This is a genomic window from Streptomyces sp. NPDC087901, assembly GCF_044742205.1.
Taxonomy (GTDB): domain Bacteria; phylum Actinomycetota; class Actinomycetes; order Streptomycetales; family Streptomycetaceae; genus Streptomyces.
Map to the genome: position 1 here is coordinate 387,425 of NZ_JBIUUC010000003.1, position 17,763 is coordinate 405,187.

The 17,763-nt window shown below is 72.2% G+C and carries 14 protein-coding genes and 1 riboswitch; of the genes, 9 read left to right on the forward strand and 5 right to left on the reverse strand.

Going from position 1 to position 17,763, the window contains the following annotated elements:
- The first annotated feature begins 38 nt into the window (after positions 1 to 38).
- Positions 39 to 1,487, forward strand: coding sequence for an SWIM zinc finger family protein (locus tag ACIOEW_RS11305; protein WP_401963363.1), 1,449 nt, complete (start codon positions 39 to 41; stop codon positions 1,485 to 1,487).
- 14 nt (positions 1,488 to 1,501) lie between these two features.
- Positions 1,502 to 3,196 (forward strand): DUF5691 domain-containing protein, encoded by a 1,695-nt coding sequence (locus ACIOEW_RS11310; protein ID WP_401963365.1) that lies wholly within the window; start codon positions 1,502 to 1,504, stop codon positions 3,194 to 3,196.
- Between the two features lie 230 nt (positions 3,197 to 3,426).
- Here ACIOEW_RS11310 and ACIOEW_RS11315 read toward each other — a convergent pair whose 3' ends face one another.
- On the reverse strand, positions 3,427 to 3,840 hold the full coding sequence (locus ACIOEW_RS11315; RefSeq protein ID WP_328898391.1) for a cobalamin B12-binding domain-containing protein: 414 nt from the start codon (positions 3,838 to 3,840) through the stop codon (positions 3,427 to 3,429).
- Between the two features lie 410 nt (positions 3,841 to 4,250).
- On the opposite strand from ACIOEW_RS11315, the gene ACIOEW_RS11320 reads away from it, so the two are divergent.
- Positions 4,251 to 5,234 carry an esterase/lipase family protein gene (locus ACIOEW_RS11320; RefSeq protein WP_401963367.1) on the forward strand — a complete coding sequence of 328 codons (984 nt, stop codon included), beginning with the start codon at positions 4,251 to 4,253 and terminating at the stop codon, positions 5,232 to 5,234.
- A 261-nt stretch (positions 5,235 to 5,495) separates the two neighbouring features.
- Entirely contained in the window at positions 5,496 to 7,151 is a 1,656-nt protein-coding gene (locus ACIOEW_RS11325; RefSeq protein ID WP_401963369.1) for a M23 family metallopeptidase, read from the forward strand.
- Positions 7,152 to 7,266: 115 nt separating this feature from the next.
- Here the strand turns inward: ACIOEW_RS11325 and pcrA are convergent, their stop codons facing one another.
- Entirely contained in the window at positions 7,267 to 9,705 is a 2,439-nt protein-coding gene (gene pcrA, locus ACIOEW_RS11330; RefSeq protein WP_401963371.1) for a DNA helicase PcrA, read from the reverse strand.
- Positions 9,706 to 9,963: 258 nt separating this feature from the next.
- Positions 9,964 to 10,128, forward strand: a riboswitch (cyclic di-AMP (ydaO/yuaA leader).
- On the opposite strand from pcrA, the gene ACIOEW_RS11335 reads away from it, so the two are divergent.
- The 3 genes from ACIOEW_RS11335 to ACIOEW_RS11345 all read left to right on the forward strand — a co-directional run bounded on the left by ACIOEW_RS11335 (position 10,127) and on the right by ACIOEW_RS11345 (position 12,944).
- Positions 10,127 to 11,302, forward strand: coding sequence for an NlpC/P60 family protein (locus ACIOEW_RS11335; RefSeq protein ID WP_401963373.1), 1,176 nt, complete (start codon positions 10,127 to 10,129; stop codon positions 11,300 to 11,302). Its footprint overlaps the riboswitch before it by 2 nt.
- 200 nt (positions 11,303 to 11,502) lie before the next feature.
- Positions 11,503 to 12,504: an MDR family NADP-dependent oxidoreductase gene (locus ACIOEW_RS11340; RefSeq protein WP_401963375.1), complete on the forward strand. Its 1,002-nt coding sequence runs from the start codon at positions 11,503 to 11,505 to the stop codon at positions 12,502 to 12,504.
- 17 nt (positions 12,505 to 12,521) lie between these two features.
- On the forward strand, positions 12,522 to 12,944 hold the full coding sequence (locus ACIOEW_RS11345; protein ID WP_362546122.1) for a MerR family transcriptional regulator: 423 nt from the start codon (positions 12,522 to 12,524) through the stop codon (positions 12,942 to 12,944).
- Between the two features lie 90 nt (positions 12,945 to 13,034).
- Here ACIOEW_RS11345 and ACIOEW_RS11350 read toward each other — a convergent pair whose 3' ends face one another.
- Positions 13,035 to 13,388, reverse strand: coding sequence for a hypothetical protein (locus ACIOEW_RS11350; RefSeq protein ID WP_401963377.1), 354 nt, complete (start codon positions 13,386 to 13,388; stop codon positions 13,035 to 13,037).
- Between the two features lie 356 nt (positions 13,389 to 13,744).
- On the opposite strand from ACIOEW_RS11350, the gene ACIOEW_RS11355 reads away from it, so the two are divergent.
- Together ACIOEW_RS11355 and ACIOEW_RS11360 are read left to right on the forward strand one after the other, a co-directional pair.
- On the forward strand, positions 13,745 to 14,791 hold the full coding sequence (locus ACIOEW_RS11355; RefSeq protein ID WP_401963378.1) for an NlpC/P60 family protein: 1,047 nt from the start codon (positions 13,745 to 13,747) through the stop codon (positions 14,789 to 14,791).
- A 76-nt stretch (positions 14,792 to 14,867) separates the two neighbouring features.
- Complete coding sequence (locus ACIOEW_RS11360; protein WP_401963380.1) at positions 14,868 to 15,641, forward strand: GNAT family N-acetyltransferase; 774 nt, start codon at positions 14,868 to 14,870, stop codon at positions 15,639 to 15,641.
- A 38-nt stretch (positions 15,642 to 15,679) separates the two neighbouring features.
- Here the strand turns inward: ACIOEW_RS11360 and ACIOEW_RS11365 are convergent, their stop codons facing one another.
- Together ACIOEW_RS11365 and ACIOEW_RS11370 are read right to left on the reverse strand one after the other, a co-directional pair.
- Positions 15,680 to 16,384 (reverse strand): response regulator transcription factor, encoded by a 705-nt coding sequence (locus tag ACIOEW_RS11365; protein ID WP_362546110.1) that lies wholly within the window; start codon positions 16,382 to 16,384, stop codon positions 15,680 to 15,682.
- On the reverse strand, positions 16,368 to 17,666 hold the full coding sequence (locus tag ACIOEW_RS11370; RefSeq protein ID WP_401963382.1) for a PspC domain-containing protein: 1,299 nt from the start codon (positions 17,664 to 17,666) through the stop codon (positions 16,368 to 16,370). The genes ACIOEW_RS11365 and ACIOEW_RS11370 overlap by 17 nt, the downstream gene beginning before the upstream one ends.
- Positions 17,667 to 17,763: the final 97 nt, after the last annotated feature.

Consider the following 17,763-nt stretch of genomic DNA (forward strand, 5'->3'; position numbering starts at 1 on the left):
AGGCCCCGTTGTCAGTGGTGCGGCCTACCGTCGTTCCCATGCTGCTGACTGACGGGGGAGAACCCTTGGGCGCCGCTGCTCCGGCGGCGCGCTGGACGGTGGAGCAGGTCCTGGCCCTGGCTCCTGACGACGCTTCACGCAAGGCGGGGAACAAGCTGGGTTCGGCCGGTCCATGGTCGGACACCGGAGGGGATGTTTCGGGCGCGGTGTGGGGGCTGTGCCGGGGAAGCGGGAGCAAGCCCTACCGGACGGTGATCGACACCACGGGGCCCGCGTACAAGTGCAGTTGCCCCAGCCGCAAGTTCCCGTGCAAGCACGCTCTGGGTCTGCTGCTCCTCCTCGTTTCCGGCGAATCGGCGCCGCCCGCCGGCGATCCGCCCGACTGGGCCGGTGAGTGGCTGACGGACCGTCGCGCCCGCGCCGAGGTCAAGGAGAAGACTGCGGGCGGTGGTCCGGCCGACCCCGAGGCCGCCCGGCGTCGTGCCGAGCGGCGGGCGGAGCGGATCGACGGCGGCGCGCAGGAGCTGGAGCAGCGCCTGACCGACCTGCTGCGCGGCGGGCTGGCCGCGGCCGAGCAGTCGGGGTACGGGCTGTGGGACGAGACGGCCGCCCGCATGGTCGACGCACAGGCGCCCGGCCTGGCGGGCCGGGTGCGGGAGTTGGGCGCGATCGCGGCCTCCGGGCCGGGCTGGCCGGTGCGACTGCTGGAGGAGTGCGCGCTGCTCCATCTGCTGGACACGGCGTGGCTGGGCATCGACCGGCTCCCGCAGCCGCTCGCGGCGACGGTCCGCACCCGCGTGGGCCTGACAGCCACCGCGGACGGACCGCCGGTCCGTGACCACTGGCTGGTCCTCGCGCAGTACGACACACCAGAGGGCAAGATCGTCACCCGCCGCATCTGGCTGTACGGCAGGGACTCGGGCCGCATCGCGCTGCTGCTGTCCTTCGGGGCCGCCGGGCGCTCCCCCGGACAGGCCCTTCCGGTGGGCGTCTCGCTCGACGCCGAGGTCACGCCCTACGGGGGAGCCGGGCAGCTACGGGCGGAGCTGGGCCGGCAGTTCGGCCTGCCCGTGCCGACCGGGACACCACCGCCGGGCGTCCCCGTCACCGAGGCGATCGCCGCGTACGGCAGGGCCCTGAGCGACGACCCGTGGCTGGACTCCTGGCCGGTGACGCTGCGCGATGTCATACCCGTGCCGTCCCCGGACGGCTGGCAACTGACGGACGCGGAGGGCGATGCGGCCCTGCCCGTCGCCGCCACCGCACTGTCCCGGCCCGCGCTGTGGAAGCTCGTCGCGCTCTCCGGAGGCCGCCCGCTCACCGTCTTCGGCGAGTGCGGTCACCGCGGCTTCGACCCGCTCGCTGCCTGGCCGGCCGCGAGCGAGGGCGGCGACGCCGCGTCGCCGGATCCGTCGTCGCACGCCCGGCCGGACGCCGTCGCAGCCGCAGCAGCTGCTGCCGCCGCCGAGACCGTGCCGCTCATCTGACCTGAGGAGGAGCGATGCCCCGTACCACCACGACCACCACCACGACGACCGCCGCGACTGCGCCGACGACCGGTGCTTCACCCCCCGCGACCGCCGGAGCATCCGCGCCCCCGCCGTGGGAGGAGCTCGTCACCTCGGCGCTGCTCGGCACGGACCGCCGCCCGCCCGGGACGCCGTCCGGCACCGGGCCGGACGGCGCAGCGGCCGCGCTGCTGGACGCCGCCGCGCTGCACACCGTGCGGCGCCGGGCGGGACTGCTGCCCGCCCCCGCGGCGCCCCGCCCCGATCCCGCACCCGCCGACCCGCGCGCGGCGCTGCCGGAGGCCGCCCGGAGCCGGCTGGCGCAGCTGCTCGCGGACCGGGCGGCGCCGAACGGTTCGGGCGGCAGACGCGGCACGGCTCCCGATCTCATGGAGCTGCTCCCGCAGTGGCTCGCCACCGCCAATCTGCACGGCTACCGCGCGCCCGACGCCGCGTTGCCGCCGCTGCTGGACGCGGCTCGGGCGCGGACCGATCTGCGGCCCCAGGCGCTGGCGTTCGCCGGGCTGCGCGGGCTGTGGCTGGCCGGGCTGAACCCCGACTGGAAGTTCGCCCTGCGCGGCGCCTCCGGCAGGGCGCTGCTGCCCGAGGTGACGGACCCGGAGGCGGTGCGCAGGCTGTGGGAGGAGGGCCTGTTCGCCGAACGCGTCGCCCTGCTGTCCTCCGTACGGGCACACGAGGCGGATGCCGCACTCGCGCTGCTCGCCACCTCCTGGTCCACGGAGCGGGCCGAGGACCGGCTGATGTTCATCGACTCACTGCGCACCGGGCTGTCCGGAGCCGACGAGGAGTTCCTGGAGCAGGCCCTCGGCGACCGCAGCCGCAATGTACGCGCCACGGCCGCCGAGCTCTTGTCCGCGCTCCCCGAATCGGCACTGGCCCGCAGGATGGCGGCCCGCGCCCTGTCCTGCGTGAGCCCCGGCCTCACGGGCACCGGTCCGTCCGTGGCCGTGGAGGCGCCACACGAATGCGATGCGGCGATGCAGCGCGACGGGGTGGTGGCGCTCCCGCCGTCCGGGCGGGGCGAACGGTCCTGGTGGCTGGGCCAGTTGGTGGAGTCGTCCCCGCTGTCGGTGTGGCCGGCGCGGTTCGGTGGCCGCAGCGCCCGGGAGATCGTCGCCCTGCCCGTGGCCGACGGCTGGGACAAGGAGCTGCACGCGGCCTGGTGCCGGGCAGCGGTGCGCCAGCGCGACCCGGAGTGGGCACGGGCGCTGCTCGGTACCCCCTCCACCCCTCCGTCGAACGGCCCCGGCACGGCGTCGCTCGCCGAGCGGTCGAAGCTCCTGGCCGTTCTGCCCGCCGTCGAACGGGCCGACTGGGTGGCCGGGTTCATCGCGGCCCACGGCCTGTCGGAGGCGTTCCAGCTACTGGGGGTCTGCCCGACGCCTTGGGCGGAGCCGCTCGGGCGGTCCGTCGTGGACGCACTCGACATCGCCCGGGACGCGGGCAGTTACCCCTGGAGCTTCAGCGGGGTGATGGGCCTCGCCGAGCGCTGCCTGAACCCGGCGGAGGCGGACCGGCTCGAGGTCCTCACCACGACGCCCGACGAGCCGGCGGACGCCTCACCGGGTGCGAACGGCTACTGGTCGGAGGCGTTCCAGCGCCTGGTCTCCACCTTGCGGCTGCGCGCGGCGATGGACCTGGAGCTCACCCCGGGCCGCCGCCTCTGAGGCAGCGGACAGCGCCACGCCGCGCCGGCCCGGCCACGGGGCCGGCACGGCACGCCGCGCCCGTGCCCCTCGCAGCGGGACCGGCGACCGCCCGCAAACCCGCTCAGCCCAACACCGGACCAGGCCGCATCCCACTCGGCCCTCCACCGGACCAGGCATCTGCGCCTCAGGCCTCCGCCCGACCCAGGCCTCCGCGCCTCAGGCCTCCACCGGCCCCAGGCCTCCGCGGCTCAGGCCTCCGCCGGCTGGCGGACGTTCGCGTTGACCCAGTCGACGATCGCGACCGTCGTCGCGCCCGGCGTGAAGATCTCCGCGACGCCCTGCTCCTTCAACGGGGCGATGTCCGCCTCCGGGATGATGCCGCCGCCGAAGACCTTGATGTCCGCAGCGTCGCGCTCCTTCAGCAGCTCGATCACCTTCGCGAAGAGCGTGTTGTGCGCACCGGAGAGGATCGAGAGACCGATGGCGTCGGCATCCTCCTGGATCGCGGTGTCCACGATCTGCTCAGGCGTCTGGTGGAGCCCCGTGTAGATGACCTCCATACCCGCGTCACGCAGCGCCCGCGCGATCACCTTGGCCCCGCGGTCATGGCCGTCGAGGCCCGGCTTGGCCACCACCACACGGATCGGACCGGTCACACCCATCACTGCCTCCACATGCGTCTCCCGTGCCTGAAGGCCAGGGAATGTGAACGAACGTTATCCACAGCATCCCGCAAGCCGCCGTTTCGCGGTGAACGGGGAGGGGGAAATCACACGTGGGACATGTTCACCGGGCACCGTTCCCGCGGCACGCGGCAGCCCTGCCGTGCGGGACCGGCTGCCAGGGGAGCCGCAACGAGGTCGTCGTACCACCGCGCCGTCAGCCGCACGGCACGGTGGTACGACTCACCGCCTGCCCGTCCGCCGGTCACCGATGGTGATCCGGAGGGCACTGCGGACGGCGAGTCCAGGACGGCGACCGGCCGGCCCGGACCTCCTCCGGCATGGCGCCCCACAAGGGCATACGGGGCAGCGAGCCGCTTCTCCCCGGGTGCCGGAGCGGGAGGTCGGCCATGAAGACCCTGCCTTTTCTTCCTCTACTGCTGCGCCGGTTGTGCACGGGCACCACGTGGCTGCCGTCCGCCCGGATCCCGTCCACCTGGCTGTCCACCGCCCTGCTGAAGGCAACCGCCCTCGAGCTGGTCGTGCTCGCGGGGCACGCGCTCCTCTATCCCACCGGCATCACCGGCGAGCGGCGCCCCACGGCCGGATCCACACCGGAAACAGCCACGGAAACAGCCGCGAGAACCTCCACAGGAACGACCACAGGAACGACGGCGGGTACGCCAGGACGAACCGGCCCGGCATCCACACCCACGGCCGCACCCGCCGGGACCTCCGCCCTGCCCACCGGGCGCTCCGCCCGGCCGCCCGTCGTGCTGCTGCACGGCTTCATCGACAACCGCTCCGTCTTCGTCCTGCTGCGCCGCTCACTGGCCCGGCACGGCTGGCACCATCTGGAGTCGCTCAACTACTCCCCGCTGACCTGCGACATCCGCACGGCCGCCGAACTGCTCGGCCGGCACATCGAGGAGATCTGCGCCCGGACCGGCCGCCGCGAGGTCGACATCGTCGGGCACAGCCTCGGCGGCCTGATAGCGCGCTACTACGTGCAGCGGCTGGGCGGTGACCGGCGGGTCCGCACCCTCGTCACCCTCGGTACGCCCCACGGTGGGACCGCCGTCGCCCCGCTGGCCGGCGCCCACCCCATCGTGCGCCAGATGCGCAGCGGTTCGGCGCCGATCGAGGAGCTGCGGCTGCCCGCGCCCGGCTGTCGCACCCGGTTCGTCAGCTTCTGGAGCGAGCTGGACCAGGTGATCGTCCCCGTCGAGGCGGCCTGCATCGACCACCCGGACCTCGACGCGGTGAACGTACGGGTCAGCGGGGTCGGCCATCTCGCCCTGCCCGTACACCCGGCCGTGGCGGCCGGCATCCGCCAGGCGCTCGATGCCCATGCACCTGCCCACGGGTCGGCCGACGCCACCTCCGTGGCCTGAAACTGCGACATTTCCGAAGCCTCGCGCCGCCCCGTCAACAGTCCACCGCGCCCGCAAATCGAACGAACCTCGAACGTAGAGCCAAGGCTGTGTGAGCAGCCCGTCGAAAGGCGGCCGATTGCCCGATTCCTGAGCGCCCGGAAGGCGTCGAAGATTGTCGGCGTCGCATACCGCCGGGTACAGTCGCGGCCACTGCTTCCCCCGGAGTCCCCATCGGACCCCGGACACACTGGTCCTGCTGTCGAGGCGAGAGAGAAGTTGGTGAACGACCAGCACCCCCACGCCGGGTACGCCGGATACGACGGCCACTCCATGGGCGGCTTCGACAGCGACCCGCTCTTCGGCTCCCTTCCCGGCAACTACGACGGCAACTACGACACCGCGACGGCCTACGCCGACCCGTACGGCAGCGGCCAGGCCGACTACAGCGGCACGTACGACGCCTCCCAGTGGGACACGGGCGCACACCACACAGCCGAGTACGGCCTCTCCGCCGACTACACGGCCCACACCGCGCAACAGCCTCCGCAGCAGCACCCGTACGACGCCGACCCGCAGTACGACACCGGCGCGACCTGGATCCCGGCGGACAGCGGCTACGGCCACGCGGTCCCGGCCCAGCACGGCGCCCCGGACTCCTCCGGTCAGTGGGACACCACCGCCTGGCACCAGAACGGCCAGTGGGCCGGCACCGGAACAGCGGGATACGACACCGGCGCGTACGACGCCACCGCCTGGAACACCGGCGCCACGCCCGAGCACGAACAGCAAACCTCGCACGCCATGCACACCGCGACGATGCCGCACGAATCCGAACAAACGGCCCAGCATCCGTACATGGCCAACGAGGCGTACGAGCAGCAGGCCTCCCACGAGACGCCGTACGAACAGCAGGCTGCCTCCCACCAGACGCCGTACGAGCAGCAGGTTTCTCACGAGACCACCTACGAGCAACAGGCCTCCTACGATCCGTACGAGCCCTACCGGACCGCCGAGTTCAGCCTCCCGGAGACGGACCTCGACGCAGAGGCCTCCGATGGCACCGGGCCCGAGCCGGACGACCACGCCCACGACCACGCCCGCGACGACGATTCCGCCGCCGTCCCGGACTCCGCACCGGCCGCCGGCCGGCGCCCCGCAGGCCGCCCCGTCACCCGCAGCGGTGGCGGCAGCCGCAGCCGCAGGCGTTCCCCCGCGAAGCGGTCCGCACTCCTCACCGTCGCTGTTCCGTCCGCCTGCGTGATGAGCGTGGCGGGCATCGCCGCGGCGTCAGTGGGCGGTATGGGCGGCGGCGAGGAGAAGAAGGACGAGACCACGTCGATGGCGGCCGCCGACCCCGGCACGGTCAAGCCCGTCGCGGCCAACAACAAGCTGGACACCCAGCTGGCCAACCTCAGCGCGGACGCGGAGAACTTCGCCGACCGCGCCAGCCGCACCCAGGAGCGCATCGACCTGAAGGCGCGGCAGGCCGCCGAGAAGAGGAAGCGTGCGGAGGAGGCCGCCCGCAAGGAGGCCCTGCGCCCCAAGTTCGTCATGCCGGTCGCGAATCACCGGCTCAGCGCGTACTTCGGCCAGGCGGGCGTCAACTGGATGTCCGTGCACACGGGCATCGACTTCCCCGTCGACTACGGCACGCCGGTGATGGCGGCGACCGACGGCACCGTCCGTACGCAGTTCAACACCGCCTACGGGAACATGGCCATCGTCACCGCGGCCGACGGCACCGAGACCTGGTACTGCCACCTCAGCAGCACCCGGATCCGCTCGGGCTCGGTCAAGGCCGGTGACGTCATCGCGCACTCCGGCGACTCCGGCAACTCGACCGGCCCGCACCTGCACTTCGAGGTGCGACCCGGCGGCGGCGCGGCCATCGACCCGCTGCCCTGGCTCCGCAGCCACAACGTCAACCCGAACTGACCCAGCTGACTGCCCCGGCTGACCTGACTGCCCCGGCGCACGCGCAACGGCCGGGGCAGAACGCCCCGGCCGCCCCGGCCGCCCCGGCAGTCACGCCCTCGCGGGCGCTAGACCGCTAGAGCTTCTCGACCGGCGCGTATCGCAGCAGCAGCTTCTTCGGCCGTTCGTCGCCGAAGTCGACCGTGGCCTTGGCCTGGTCCCCGATGCCTTCGACCGCCGTCACCGTGCCCAGACCGAACTGGTCGTGGGTGACCCGGTCGCCGGCCACCAGCGTGATCGTCGGCTTGTCCGAGGTCCGCCGGGTCGCGAAGCCCGAGGGACCGGAGCGCGAGCGGGACGCAGAGAGCGACGAGGTGATGCCCGCCGTCGGTCCCGCCGGGGCCGCCATCGGGCCCTTGCGCTTCCACTCCAGGTGCTGGTCCGGGATCTCCTCCAGGAACCGCGACGGCGGATTGTACGAGGGCTGACCCCAGGCGCTGCGCATCGCCGCCCGGGTGAGATAGAGCCGCTCGCGGGCGCGCGTGATTCCGACGTAGGCGAGCCGGCGCTCCTCCTCCAGCTCCTTGACCTGTCCCAGCGCACGCATGTGCGGGAAGACGCCGTCCTCCATGCCGGTCAGGAAGACCACGGGGAATTCGAGGCCCTTGGCGGTGTGCAGCGTCATCAGCGTGACGACACCGGAGCCGTCCTCGTCCTCGTCGGGGATCTGGTCGGCGTCGGCGACGAGCGCGACCTTCTCCAGGAACTCGGCGAGCGTGCCCGCGCCCTCCTCCTCCGCCCGTTCCTGCTCGAACTCGAGGGCCACGGAGGCGAGTTCCTGAAGGTTCTCGATCCGGGTCTCGTCCTGCGGGTCGGTCGACGCCTGGAGTTCGGCGAGATAGCCGGTCCGCTCCATGACGGCCTCCAGCACGACGGCCGGTCCGGCGCCGGACTCCACGATCGTGCGGAGCTCCTCCATCAGCGTGTTGAACCGCTTCACCGCGTTCGTCGAGCGGGCCGCCATGCCGTACGCCTCGTCGACACGGCGCAGCGCCTGCGGGAAGGAGATCTTCTCGCGCATCGACAGGGCGTCGATCATCGCTTCGGCCCGGTCACCGATGCCGCGCTTGGGCACGTTCAGGATGCGCCGCAGCGGGACGGTGTCCTCGGGGTTGGAGAGGACCCGGAGGTAGGCCAGGACGTCCCTGACCTCCTTGCGCTCGTAGAAGCGCACTCCGCCGACGACCTTGTAGGGCAGACCGACGCGGATGAAGATCTCTTCGAAGACGCGGGACTGGGCGTTCGTACGGTAGAAGACGGCGACGTCGCCCGCCTTCGCGTCCCCGGCGTCCGTGAGCCGGTCGATCTCGTCCGCGACGAACTGCGCCTCGTCGTGCTCGGTGTCCGCGACGTATCCGGTGATCCGGGCGCCGGTGCCGGCGTTGGTCCAGAGGTTCTTCGGGCGACGGCTCTCGTTGCGCTCGATGACGGCGTTGGCCGCGGACAGGATCGTCTGCGTGGAGCGGTAGTTCTGCTCCAGCATGATCGTCGTCGCGTCCGGGTAGTCCTCCTCGAACTGAAGGATGTTGCGGATGGTCGCGCCGCGGAAGGCGTAGATCGACTGGTCCGCGTCACCCACGACGCACAGCTCTCCCGGGGCGTCGGCCTCGCCCGCCGGGCCCACGAGCTCGCGTACGAGGGTGTACTGCGCGTGGTTGGTGTCCTGGTACTCGTCGACCATGACGTGCCGGAAGCGGCGGCGGTAGTGCTCGGCGACGTCGGGGAACGCCTGGAGCAGGTGCACCGTCGTCATGATGATGTCGTCGAAGTCCAGGGCGTTGGCCTCGCGCAGCCGGGACTGGTACAGCGCGTAGGCCTGGGCGAGGGTCTTCTCGAAGCCGTCCGCGGCCTGACCGGCGAAGGTCTCCTCGTCGATCAGCTCGTTCTTCAGGTTGGAGACCTTCGCCGTGAACGACTTCGGCGGGAAGCGCTTCGGGTCGAGGTCGAGATCGCGGCAGACCAGGGCCATGAGGCGCTTGGAGTCGGCGGCGTCGTAGATCGAGAACGACGAGGTGAAGCCGAGCCGCTTCGACTCGCGGCGCAGGATCCGCACGCACGCGCTGTGGAAGGTCATGACCCACATGGCGTTGGCCCGCGGCCCGACGAGCTGCTCGACGCGCTCCTTCATCTCGCCCGCGGCCTTGTTGGTGAAGGTGATCGCCAGGATCTGGCCCGGGTGCACCCCGCGCTCGGCCAGCAGGTGGGCGATGCGGTGGGTCAGTACACGGGTCTTGCCCGAACCGGCACCGGCGACGATGAGCAGCGGGGACCCGGCGTGCACGACGGCTGCGCGCTGCTCGGTGTTCAGCCCGTCGAGCAGCGCGGCGGCGTCGACGACGGGGCGGTGGGCCCCGTCGCGGTAGTACGCGTCGCGGGGCGGCGGGGGGCCGTCGAAAACGCCCGCGAAGAGGTCCTCCGGCACCGCTTCGGGTGCGGAGCCCTCGGGGGGCGGTGGGGGCCCTTCCTCCGTGTGCTGGAGGCCGGCCAGGAAACTGTCGTCAAAGAGGCTGCTCATCGCCTCCCGAGTCTAGGCGTGCGCACTGACACTCCGGGCCCGAGTGACCAACCACGCACTCACGACCGGGCACACAGAGCTAGCAGTGGACCGCACGGAGTGGGGGAATTACGGCCCCACCTGCTCCGCAGCGCCCCGATCCGTCGAGGTCACGAAAATGTATCGGGCATATCGAACATCAACCTTCACAGCGGCACCATGAGTTGGCTAGCGTGCTCGTTCGGGCGGCCCGAACCCCCAGAGGCGATCCACGCCGAGCGGGCGTCCACGCCGAATTCGGGCTCCGCATCAGGAGTCCGGAACCGGGGACCCACACGCATCACCGGGGTGAATCGGTCCGAATCCCCCACCAGGACCGTAGGGCAGCCTTCCGTTCCGCCCGAACCCGACAGCTAACCCGGTAGGCGGTCCACGGAAGGAGATGCCGGCCTTGGCGTCGCATCGCAAACCGCGCACCCTGGTGCGCAACACCGGCCCCGCCGTCGGGCTCACGACGGCCGCGCTGGCGTCGGTGACTCTGCTGTCCACGCAGAGCGCACTGGCCGCCCCGGCCCCCAAGCCCAGCATCGAGGACGTGCAGAAAAAGGTCGACGACCTCTACCGCCAGGTGGGCTCCGCGACCCAGCAGTACAACCAGGCGAAGGAGGCGACGACCAAGCAGCGCTCCAAGGTGGACACCCTGCTGGACGATGTCGCCCGGCGCACCGAGAAGCTGAACGAGGCCCGCAGGACACTCGGCACGTATGCCGCCGCCCAGTACCGTGGCGGCGCCCTCGCTCCGACCGCCACATTCTTCCTGGCCGACGACCCGCAGTCGTTCTTCGACCAGACCCACCTCATGGACCGGATGACCGAGCGCCAGACGAGCGCCGTGTCGGACTTCCGTACGCAGCAGGCGAAGGCGTCCAAGCAGCGGGCCGAAGCCGTGGCGAGCCTGGAGACGCTCACCGAGTCGCAGGCGACGCTGCGCACCAGCAAGCAGAACGTCCAGACGAAGCTGTCCGAGGCCCGCAGCCTGCTGTCGAAGCTGACCGCCGAGGAGAAGGCGCGCCTGGCGGAGCTGGAGCGCAAGAAGGAGGCGGAGGCCGAGCGCAAGGCCGCGGAACTGGCGAAGAAGCAGGCCGCCGCCAAGGCCGAGGCCGCCCGCAAGGCCGAGGAGGCCGCCAAGGAGGCCGGCACCGGAAGCGGTACGGACACCGGGAGCGGCACGGGCACCGGCACCGGCTCGGGCTCGGACACCGACGCCTCGACCAAGGCCGAGAAGGTGATGGCGTTCGCCAGGGCGCAGCTCGGCAAGCCGTACGTCTGGGGGGCGACCGGCCCGGCCTCGTACGACTGCTCGGGGCTCACCCAGGCGGCCTGGAAGGCGGCGGGCGTCGACATTCCGCGGACCACCTGGGACCAGGTGAACGTCGGTACCCGGATCGCCACGGCGGATCTGCAGCCGGGGGACCTGGTCTTCTTCTACGACGACATCAGCCACGTCGGCATCTACAAGGGCGACGGCATGATGATCCACGCGCCGAAGCCGGGGGCGAACGTGCGCGAGGAGTCGATCTTCTACATGCCGATCTACGGGAGCGTGCGGCCGGGCTGACTCGCGTCTTCACCTGTGGGTGCCGGACACGGGGCGGTCATCACTCCGTGTCCGGTTCGCCTTCGCCACGTGCCGCTTTTTCCTGGTGCGCGCAAGTGTGGGGGCACCGGCCGGCAGGGGAGGTGACCGGCCGGTGTGCGGAAACCGCCCTGATGCCGGCCCTTGCCCCTGACCCATGGGTCAGGGCTTAGCGTCCGGCCATGAACACGACGCATCGTCTTGTCCGCCTTGCCCGCCGCCCCGATGGACTGCCGGTCACCGGCGACTTCACTCTGGCAGAGGCGCCCGTCCCCCGTCCCGAGGCCGGCCAGGTACTGGTCCGCAACACCCACTTCCTCGTCTTCCCGGGCTTGCGCACCCTCATCGGGGGTGAGACACGCGATGTCCCGCTGCCGCCGCTGCACCCCGGCGACACCCTGTTCGGCCCCGCGATCGGCGAAGTGACCGACGGGCCGCTGGAGAAGGGCCGGCTGGTGCTGCACCTCCAGGGCTGGCGGGAGTACGCGACGCCTGCCGCCGCTGAGTGCCGCCTGCTGGACGGCGCCCTGTCCGACCCGGTGGCCCATCTCGCCCAGGGCTCCTCGGCCTACGGCGCACTGACCCGGCTGGCCGGTGTCCGGGAAGGCGACACCGTGTTCGTGACCGGCGCCGCGGGCGCTGTGGGCACCATGGCGGGCCAGATCGCCCGGCTGCTCGGTGCCGCCCGGGTGATCGGCAGCACCGGTTCACCGGACAAGGCCGAGCGGCTGGAGCGGGAACTCGGCTACGACGCCACCGTGCTGCGCGGGGCGGCCCCGCTCGAGGGTCAACTCGCCGAGGCGGCGCCGGACGGCATCGACGTCGTCCTGGACACCGTGGGTGGCGAGCAGTTGACGGCCGCCGTCCACGCGGCGAACCGGGGCGCCCGGTTCGCCCTTGTGGGCGCGTTGGACGGGCAGCTGTCCCCGGACCGGGCGGGCGGGAGCGCGCCGGCCGTGCTCGACACCTACCGCTTGCTGACCCGCGGCATCACGATCGCCGGCTACAGCGGCGGGGACCACCCGGATGTCGAGGCGGAATGGGAGGCCCGCCTCGGAGACTGGCTGCGGGCGGGGCAGATCCGGTTCCCGTACACCCCGGTCCAGGGAATGGAGCAAGCCCCGGGGGCGTTGCCCGGACTGATCGCGGGCCGCTCCTTCGGGGCGACGATCGTGGAGTTGTAGGACAGGGCGGAGCGGGCATGCGGATCGGTGAGGCAGCGGCGGCGTCAGGAACCACACCCCGCGCGCTGCGCCTGTACGAAGCCCGCGGCCTGCTGGGAGTGGCGCCACGCACCTCATCCGGTCAGCGTGAGTACGGTTGCGCCGAGGTGGCCCGCGTCCGCGTCATTCGCAGTCTTCTGGCACTGGGCCTCACGCTGGAGGACATCCGCCGCCGCGCCCACCGCCTGGACCTCCTCGTCCAGGACCCGTCGGCGGCATCCTGTTCCGGCGGCGCCGGCGGGTTCAGCGACGTCGTGGCCGAGCGGCTGACGACCCTGGACGCGGAGATCGCGCGCCTCACGCGCCTGCGGCAGGGCCTCGCCGCGGCCGCTGGGGAGCCGCCGTGCGCGCCGCCCCCCGCACAGGGCGACAGCCTGCCCGCACCTGAGCCCGAGCGCTGATCCAGCAGGGCGGCTTCGGTACACGGAAACGCCGCTGCCCGGACCCCCTGGGGTCCGGGCAGCGGCGTCTCGTGCGGCCGGTGATCCGGCTCAGGTCCAGAGCGTGGCGATGAAGATGTTGACGATCGTCAGTCCGCCGACCGCGGCGAAGAGGCGCTTGTCGACCTTCTCCTCGTCGCGCTTGACGTAGACGAGCCCGAGGATCACGACCAGGATCAGCAGCTTGATGCCGATCTTGACGTTGTTCACGGGGTGGTCGTCGGCCTGGTCGAGGCCGACCAGGGCGATGCCGGTGACCAGCATGGTCAGCGCGCCGTGCAGCATGGCCGGGACGAACCGTGCCGTGCCCGCGCCCATCGCCTTCATCTGGGTGAGGAAACCGCCGAGCAGGGAGGCGATGCCGATGATGTGCAGGGCGACGAAGACATCGATGAGTACACGCATGGTTCCGCAGCCTAGCCCCGGCCATATCAGCACTCCGCAGCCCGGTCGACCTAAGTGACCACTTGACCGCGAGATGCACCAATTGCCTGACTCTGATGCAGTTTTTCCGATCATCCGGCGACAACGCAACGCCAAGTTCAGACAATAAGCGTCATTACAACTCTTTCCCGTGTCCCGGGTTTAGCGTCCCTGTGCAGGTGGCCGGCACACCGCCGATCCGCACCCGGACGGCGTTCCCGGTCACCCCGCTGAGGTTCCGGCGGCGGGCCGCTCCCCCTGTTGGCGGCCCGCCGCCGGGCCGGGCGGGCCCGTCGGTAGACCCCGGCGGGCCGTCGAAAGGAAGGACGCCCGCCCTCGTGGCAGCGCACCGGAAACCCAAGCAGCGCCCGTACACCGGCTCTGCTGCCCGCACCGCAGCGACGCTCGCCCTCGCCGGGGCCGCGACCGCTGCCGCGTTGCCGGGATCCGCGCACGCCGATCCGGCGCCGACCCCCGCGCAGGTCAAGGCCGAGGTGGACCGGCTGTACCGGGAGGCGGAGGTCGCCACCGAGCAGTACAACGGCGCGAAGGTGAAGGCGGCCGCCACCGCCAAGTCCGTGGACGCCCTGCGCGACGAGGCCGCCCGCAGGACCGACCGGCTCAACACCGCACGCGACGCGCTGGGTTCGTACGCCGCCGCGCAGTACCGCTCCGGGGGCATCGACCCCGCCGTGCAGCTGGCGCTCTCCTCGGACCCCGACCAGTACCTCCAGCGCGCCTCGTACGTGGACCGGGCCGGCGAGCGGCGCGCCACCGAGGTCCGCGCCGTGCAGCGCCAGGTCGCGGACGTGGCCCAGGTCCGTGCCGAGGCCGCCGGTCAGCTGACCGAGCTCGCCGCCCGCCAGGCCGCCCTGCAGAAGCACAAGGCGACGGTCCGCACCAAACTCGCCGAGGCCCGGCAGCTGCTGGCCCGCCTCTCCCCCGCCGAGCGCGCCTCCTACGACGCCTCGGAGGGCGGCCGCGGCGACGCCCACGCCGGCCGCAGCGCCCCGCGCGGATCGGCCCAGGCGCCCAACGCCCGCGCCGCGGAAGCCGTCGCCTTCGCGTACACCGCGCTCGGCAAGCCGTACGTGTGGGGCGCCACCGGCCCCTCCTCGTTCGACTGCTCCGGCCTCACCCAGGCCGCCTACCGCTCCGCCGGTGTCTCGCTCCCCCGGACCACGTACACCCAGATCAATGCGGGCAGGCGCGTCTCACGTTCCGAACTGGCCCCCGGGGACCTGGTGTTCTTCTACTCGGGCGTCACCCACGTCGGCCTCTACATCGGCAACGGCCAGATGATCCACGCCCCGCGCCCGGGAGCCCCGGTCCGCGTCGCACCGATCGACCAGATGCCCTTCGCGGGAGCGACCCGGGTGGCATGAGCCCGACGCCGCCCCCCGTGTGCCGGTCGGGCTAAGCTCCCGGCTCCGACCGGAACGGCCAGAAGGACACTCGCACATGCCCATGGACGCAGACGTCCAGCACCATGCCCGTACGCTCACGCTCCGCTCACCGGACCACGTCCGGGTCGGCCCGTTCGTGATCCGCTACAACCCGAACTGGTCCCTGAAGTACGCCAATTACGCGATCCCCGACCAGGGTGCCGAGCCGACGCCCGCCGAACTCGACGCCCTGATCGCAGCCTTCCGCGAACTGGACCGGATGCCGCGCCTGGAGTTCCTGCCCACCTGGGCGCCGGCGGTCGAACCCGCCCTGCTGGCCACCGGGTTCACCGTGGAGAACCGCGCCCCGCTCCTGGCCTGCGCCCCCGGCGGTCTGCTGCCGCCGAAGCCGGTGGACGGCCTGGTGATGGCGGAGCCCGCCACGGACGCGGAGTTCGACGCCGCGGCCCTCGTCCAGCACCTGGGCTACGGCGGGACGGGCGAGCCGGAGGCCGGTACGGCCCAGTGGCTGCGCACCGCCGCGGCGGACGGCGGGGTCGCCGCCCTCGCGACCGTCGGGGGCACCCCGGCAGGCGCGGGCGGCTGCTCGGTCCCCGTCGACGGTCTCAGCGAGCTGGCGGGTCTCGCGGTCGCGGCGGACTTCCGCCGCCGCGGCATCGGGGCCGCGCTCTCCGTCCATCTGACGGAGACGGCGTTCGCGCGGGGCTGCCGGGTGGTGTGGCTGGAGCCGGGCGACTCCGAGGTGGAGCGGATCTACGCGGCCATCGGCTACCGCCGGATCGGCGAGAAGCTGAACATCTCGCTCGACCCCGAACGCCCGGCCGCCTGAGCGGAGACGCGGCACGACGCGTGACGGGCCCGCCGGTCTCAGACCAGCCGACGGGCCGTCGCCCAGCGGGTCAGCTCGTGCCGGTTGGAGAGCTGGAGCTTGCGCAGCACCGCCGAGACGTGCGACTCGACCGTCTTCACCGAGATGAACAACTGCTTGGCGATCTCCTTGTACGCGTACCCGCGGGCGATCAGCCGCAGCACCTCGCGCTCGCGCTGGGTCAGCCGGTCGAGGTCCTCGTCGACCGGGGGCGCGTCCGTGGAGGCGAAGGCGTCGAGGACGAAACCGGCCAGCCGGGGCGAGAACACCGCGTCGCCGTCCTGGACCCGGAAGACCGAGTCGACCAGGTCGGCGCCGGTGATGGTCTTGGTGACATAGCCGCGGGCGCCGCCGCGGATGACACCGATGACGTCCTCGGCGGCGTCCGAGACGGACAGCGCCAGGAAGCGCACCGGGTTCTCGACCGCGCCCATGAAGGGGGCGCAGCGGCGCAGCACCTCGACGCCGCCGCCGCCCGGGAGATGGACGTCGAGGAGGACGACCTCGGGGCGGGTCGCCGTGATGACGGTGACCGCCTGGTCGACGTCGGCGGCCTCGCCGACGACCTCGACACCGGTCTCCTCGGTGCGGCCGATCTCGGCCTGTACGCCGGTGCGGAACATCCGGTGGTCGTCGACGAGCACGACTCGTACCCGGCGCTCCGGGCCCTCGTGGCTCCCGGTCGCCTCAGTGGTCACGTTCATCGCTCGTCCTCTCCATCTCCAGCTCGACTTCCGTGCCCCCGCCGGGCACCGAACGCAGCCGTGCGGTACCGCCGTTGCGCTGCATCCGGCCGATGATTGATTCTCGTACGCCCATTCTGTCCCCCGGTACGGAATCCAGGTCGAATCCCGGACCCCGGTCGCGCACCGAGACGAAGACCGTGCGGCCCTCGACCTCCGCGTAGACCTGGACGGCGCCGCCCTCGCCACCGTACTTGGCGGCGTTGACCATCGCCTCGCGTGCGGCCTGCATCTGTGCGGTCAGCTTCTCGTCGAGCGGGCAGTCGCCGACGACGACGACCTCCAGCGGGACGCCGTGCTTGTCCTCGACCTCGGCTGCGGCCCGTTTGACGGCCTCGGCCAGGGTCTCGGGCTCGTCGTCCTCGTCCTTCCCGGTGCCCTCGGGGTTGTAGAGCCAGTTGCGGAGCTCGCGTTCCTGGGCGCGGGCCAGTCTGCGGACCTCGCCCGGGTCCTCGGCGCTGCGCTGGATCAGGGTGAGGGTGTGCAGCACCGAGTCGTGGACGTGGGCTGCGACCTCGGCGCGCTCCTGGGCCCTGATGCGCATCAGGCGTTCCTCGGAGAGGTCCTGGGTCATCCGGACGAGATAGGGGCCGGCGAGCAGGGCGATGCCGGTGAGCACGGCGATGGCCGCGGTGAGGACGTTGCCGAGCTGGGCGGCGGAGCCGCGGACGACCATGAAGCCGGCCAGGCCCAGGCCGACCAGCGCGACGCCGGCCAGGCCGCGGGCCAGGTGCAGGACCCGGCGGCGGCTGCCGACCTCCATCCAGCGGGCGCGGCGGGCGTTGTCGGCCTGGCGCCACACCAGGACGGAGCCGGCGCCGATGAGCAGGGTGGGCCAGATGTAGCGGTCGGCCTTGCTGCCCATGTCGACGTTGCCGACGAAGATCAGGGCGCCGATGAGCAGCGCGATGAGGGCGAAGACCTGGCCCTTGTCGGGTTTGCGGAGCCGGCGGGTGCCGTCGGGGGCGGTCTCGAAGACGGACCGCGGGCCGTCCACGCCGCCGACACCGAGCGGGACGACGATCCAGAACACGGCGTACAGGAGCGCGCCGAGGCCGTCCGCGAGGAAGAGCCCGAGGAAGACGAACCGCACCCAGGCGACCGGCAGCCCGAGGTGTCCCGCGAGACCGCGTGCGACGCCGCCGAGCAGCCGTCCGTCGGCGCTGCGGTACAGCTTGCGCTGGGGCGGCTCCTCCAGGTCGGGGATGCGGGAGCTTGCGGCTCGGGGCGTGGCGGCTGGCATGACCTGATCGTCACACGTCCGTGCGGGTGAGGGCATCAGGGTCGGCCCCCACATCTACCCTGAGAACGCCGGAACGCTGCGCGGGCCCCCTCAGGGT

Excerpts from the sequence above, each read along its gene's own strand:
- ACIOEW_RS11370 (WP_401963382.1), bottom strand. The coding sequence starts at position 17,666 with ATGCCAGCCGCCACGCCCCGAGCCGCAAGCTCCCGCATCCCCGACCTG.
- ACIOEW_RS11320 (WP_401963367.1), top strand. The coding sequence starts at position 4,251 with ATGAAGACCCTGCCTTTTCTTCCTCTACTGCTGCGCCGGTTGTGCACG.
- ACIOEW_RS11310 (WP_401963365.1), top strand. The coding sequence starts at position 1,502 with ATGCCCCGTACCACCACGACCACCACCACGACGACCGCCGCGACTGCG.
- ACIOEW_RS11340 (WP_401963375.1), top strand. The coding sequence starts at position 11,503 with ATGAACACGACGCATCGTCTTGTCCGCCTTGCCCGCCGCCCCGATGGA.
- ACIOEW_RS11360 (WP_401963380.1), top strand. The coding sequence starts at position 14,868 with ATGCCCATGGACGCAGACGTCCAGCACCATGCCCGTACGCTCACGCTC.
- ACIOEW_RS11365 (WP_362546110.1), bottom strand. The coding sequence starts at position 16,384 with ATGAACGTGACCACTGAGGCGACCGGGAGCCACGAGGGCCCGGAGCGC.
- ACIOEW_RS11305 (WP_401963363.1), top strand. The coding sequence starts at position 39 with ATGCTGCTGACTGACGGGGGAGAACCCTTGGGCGCCGCTGCTCCGGCG.
- ACIOEW_RS11350 (WP_401963377.1), bottom strand. The coding sequence starts at position 13,388 with ATGCGTGTACTCATCGATGTCTTCGTCGCCCTGCACATCATCGGCATC.
- pcrA (WP_401963371.1), bottom strand. The coding sequence starts at position 9,705 with ATGAGCAGCCTCTTTGACGACAGTTTCCTGGCCGGCCTCCAGCACACG.
- ACIOEW_RS11335 (WP_401963373.1), top strand. The coding sequence starts at position 10,127 with ATGCCGGCCTTGGCGTCGCATCGCAAACCGCGCACCCTGGTGCGCAAC.
- ACIOEW_RS11345 (WP_362546122.1), top strand. The coding sequence starts at position 12,522 with ATGCGGATCGGTGAGGCAGCGGCGGCGTCAGGAACCACACCCCGCGCG.
- ACIOEW_RS11315 (WP_328898391.1), bottom strand. The coding sequence starts at position 3,840 with ATGGGTGTGACCGGTCCGATCCGTGTGGTGGTGGCCAAGCCGGGCCTC.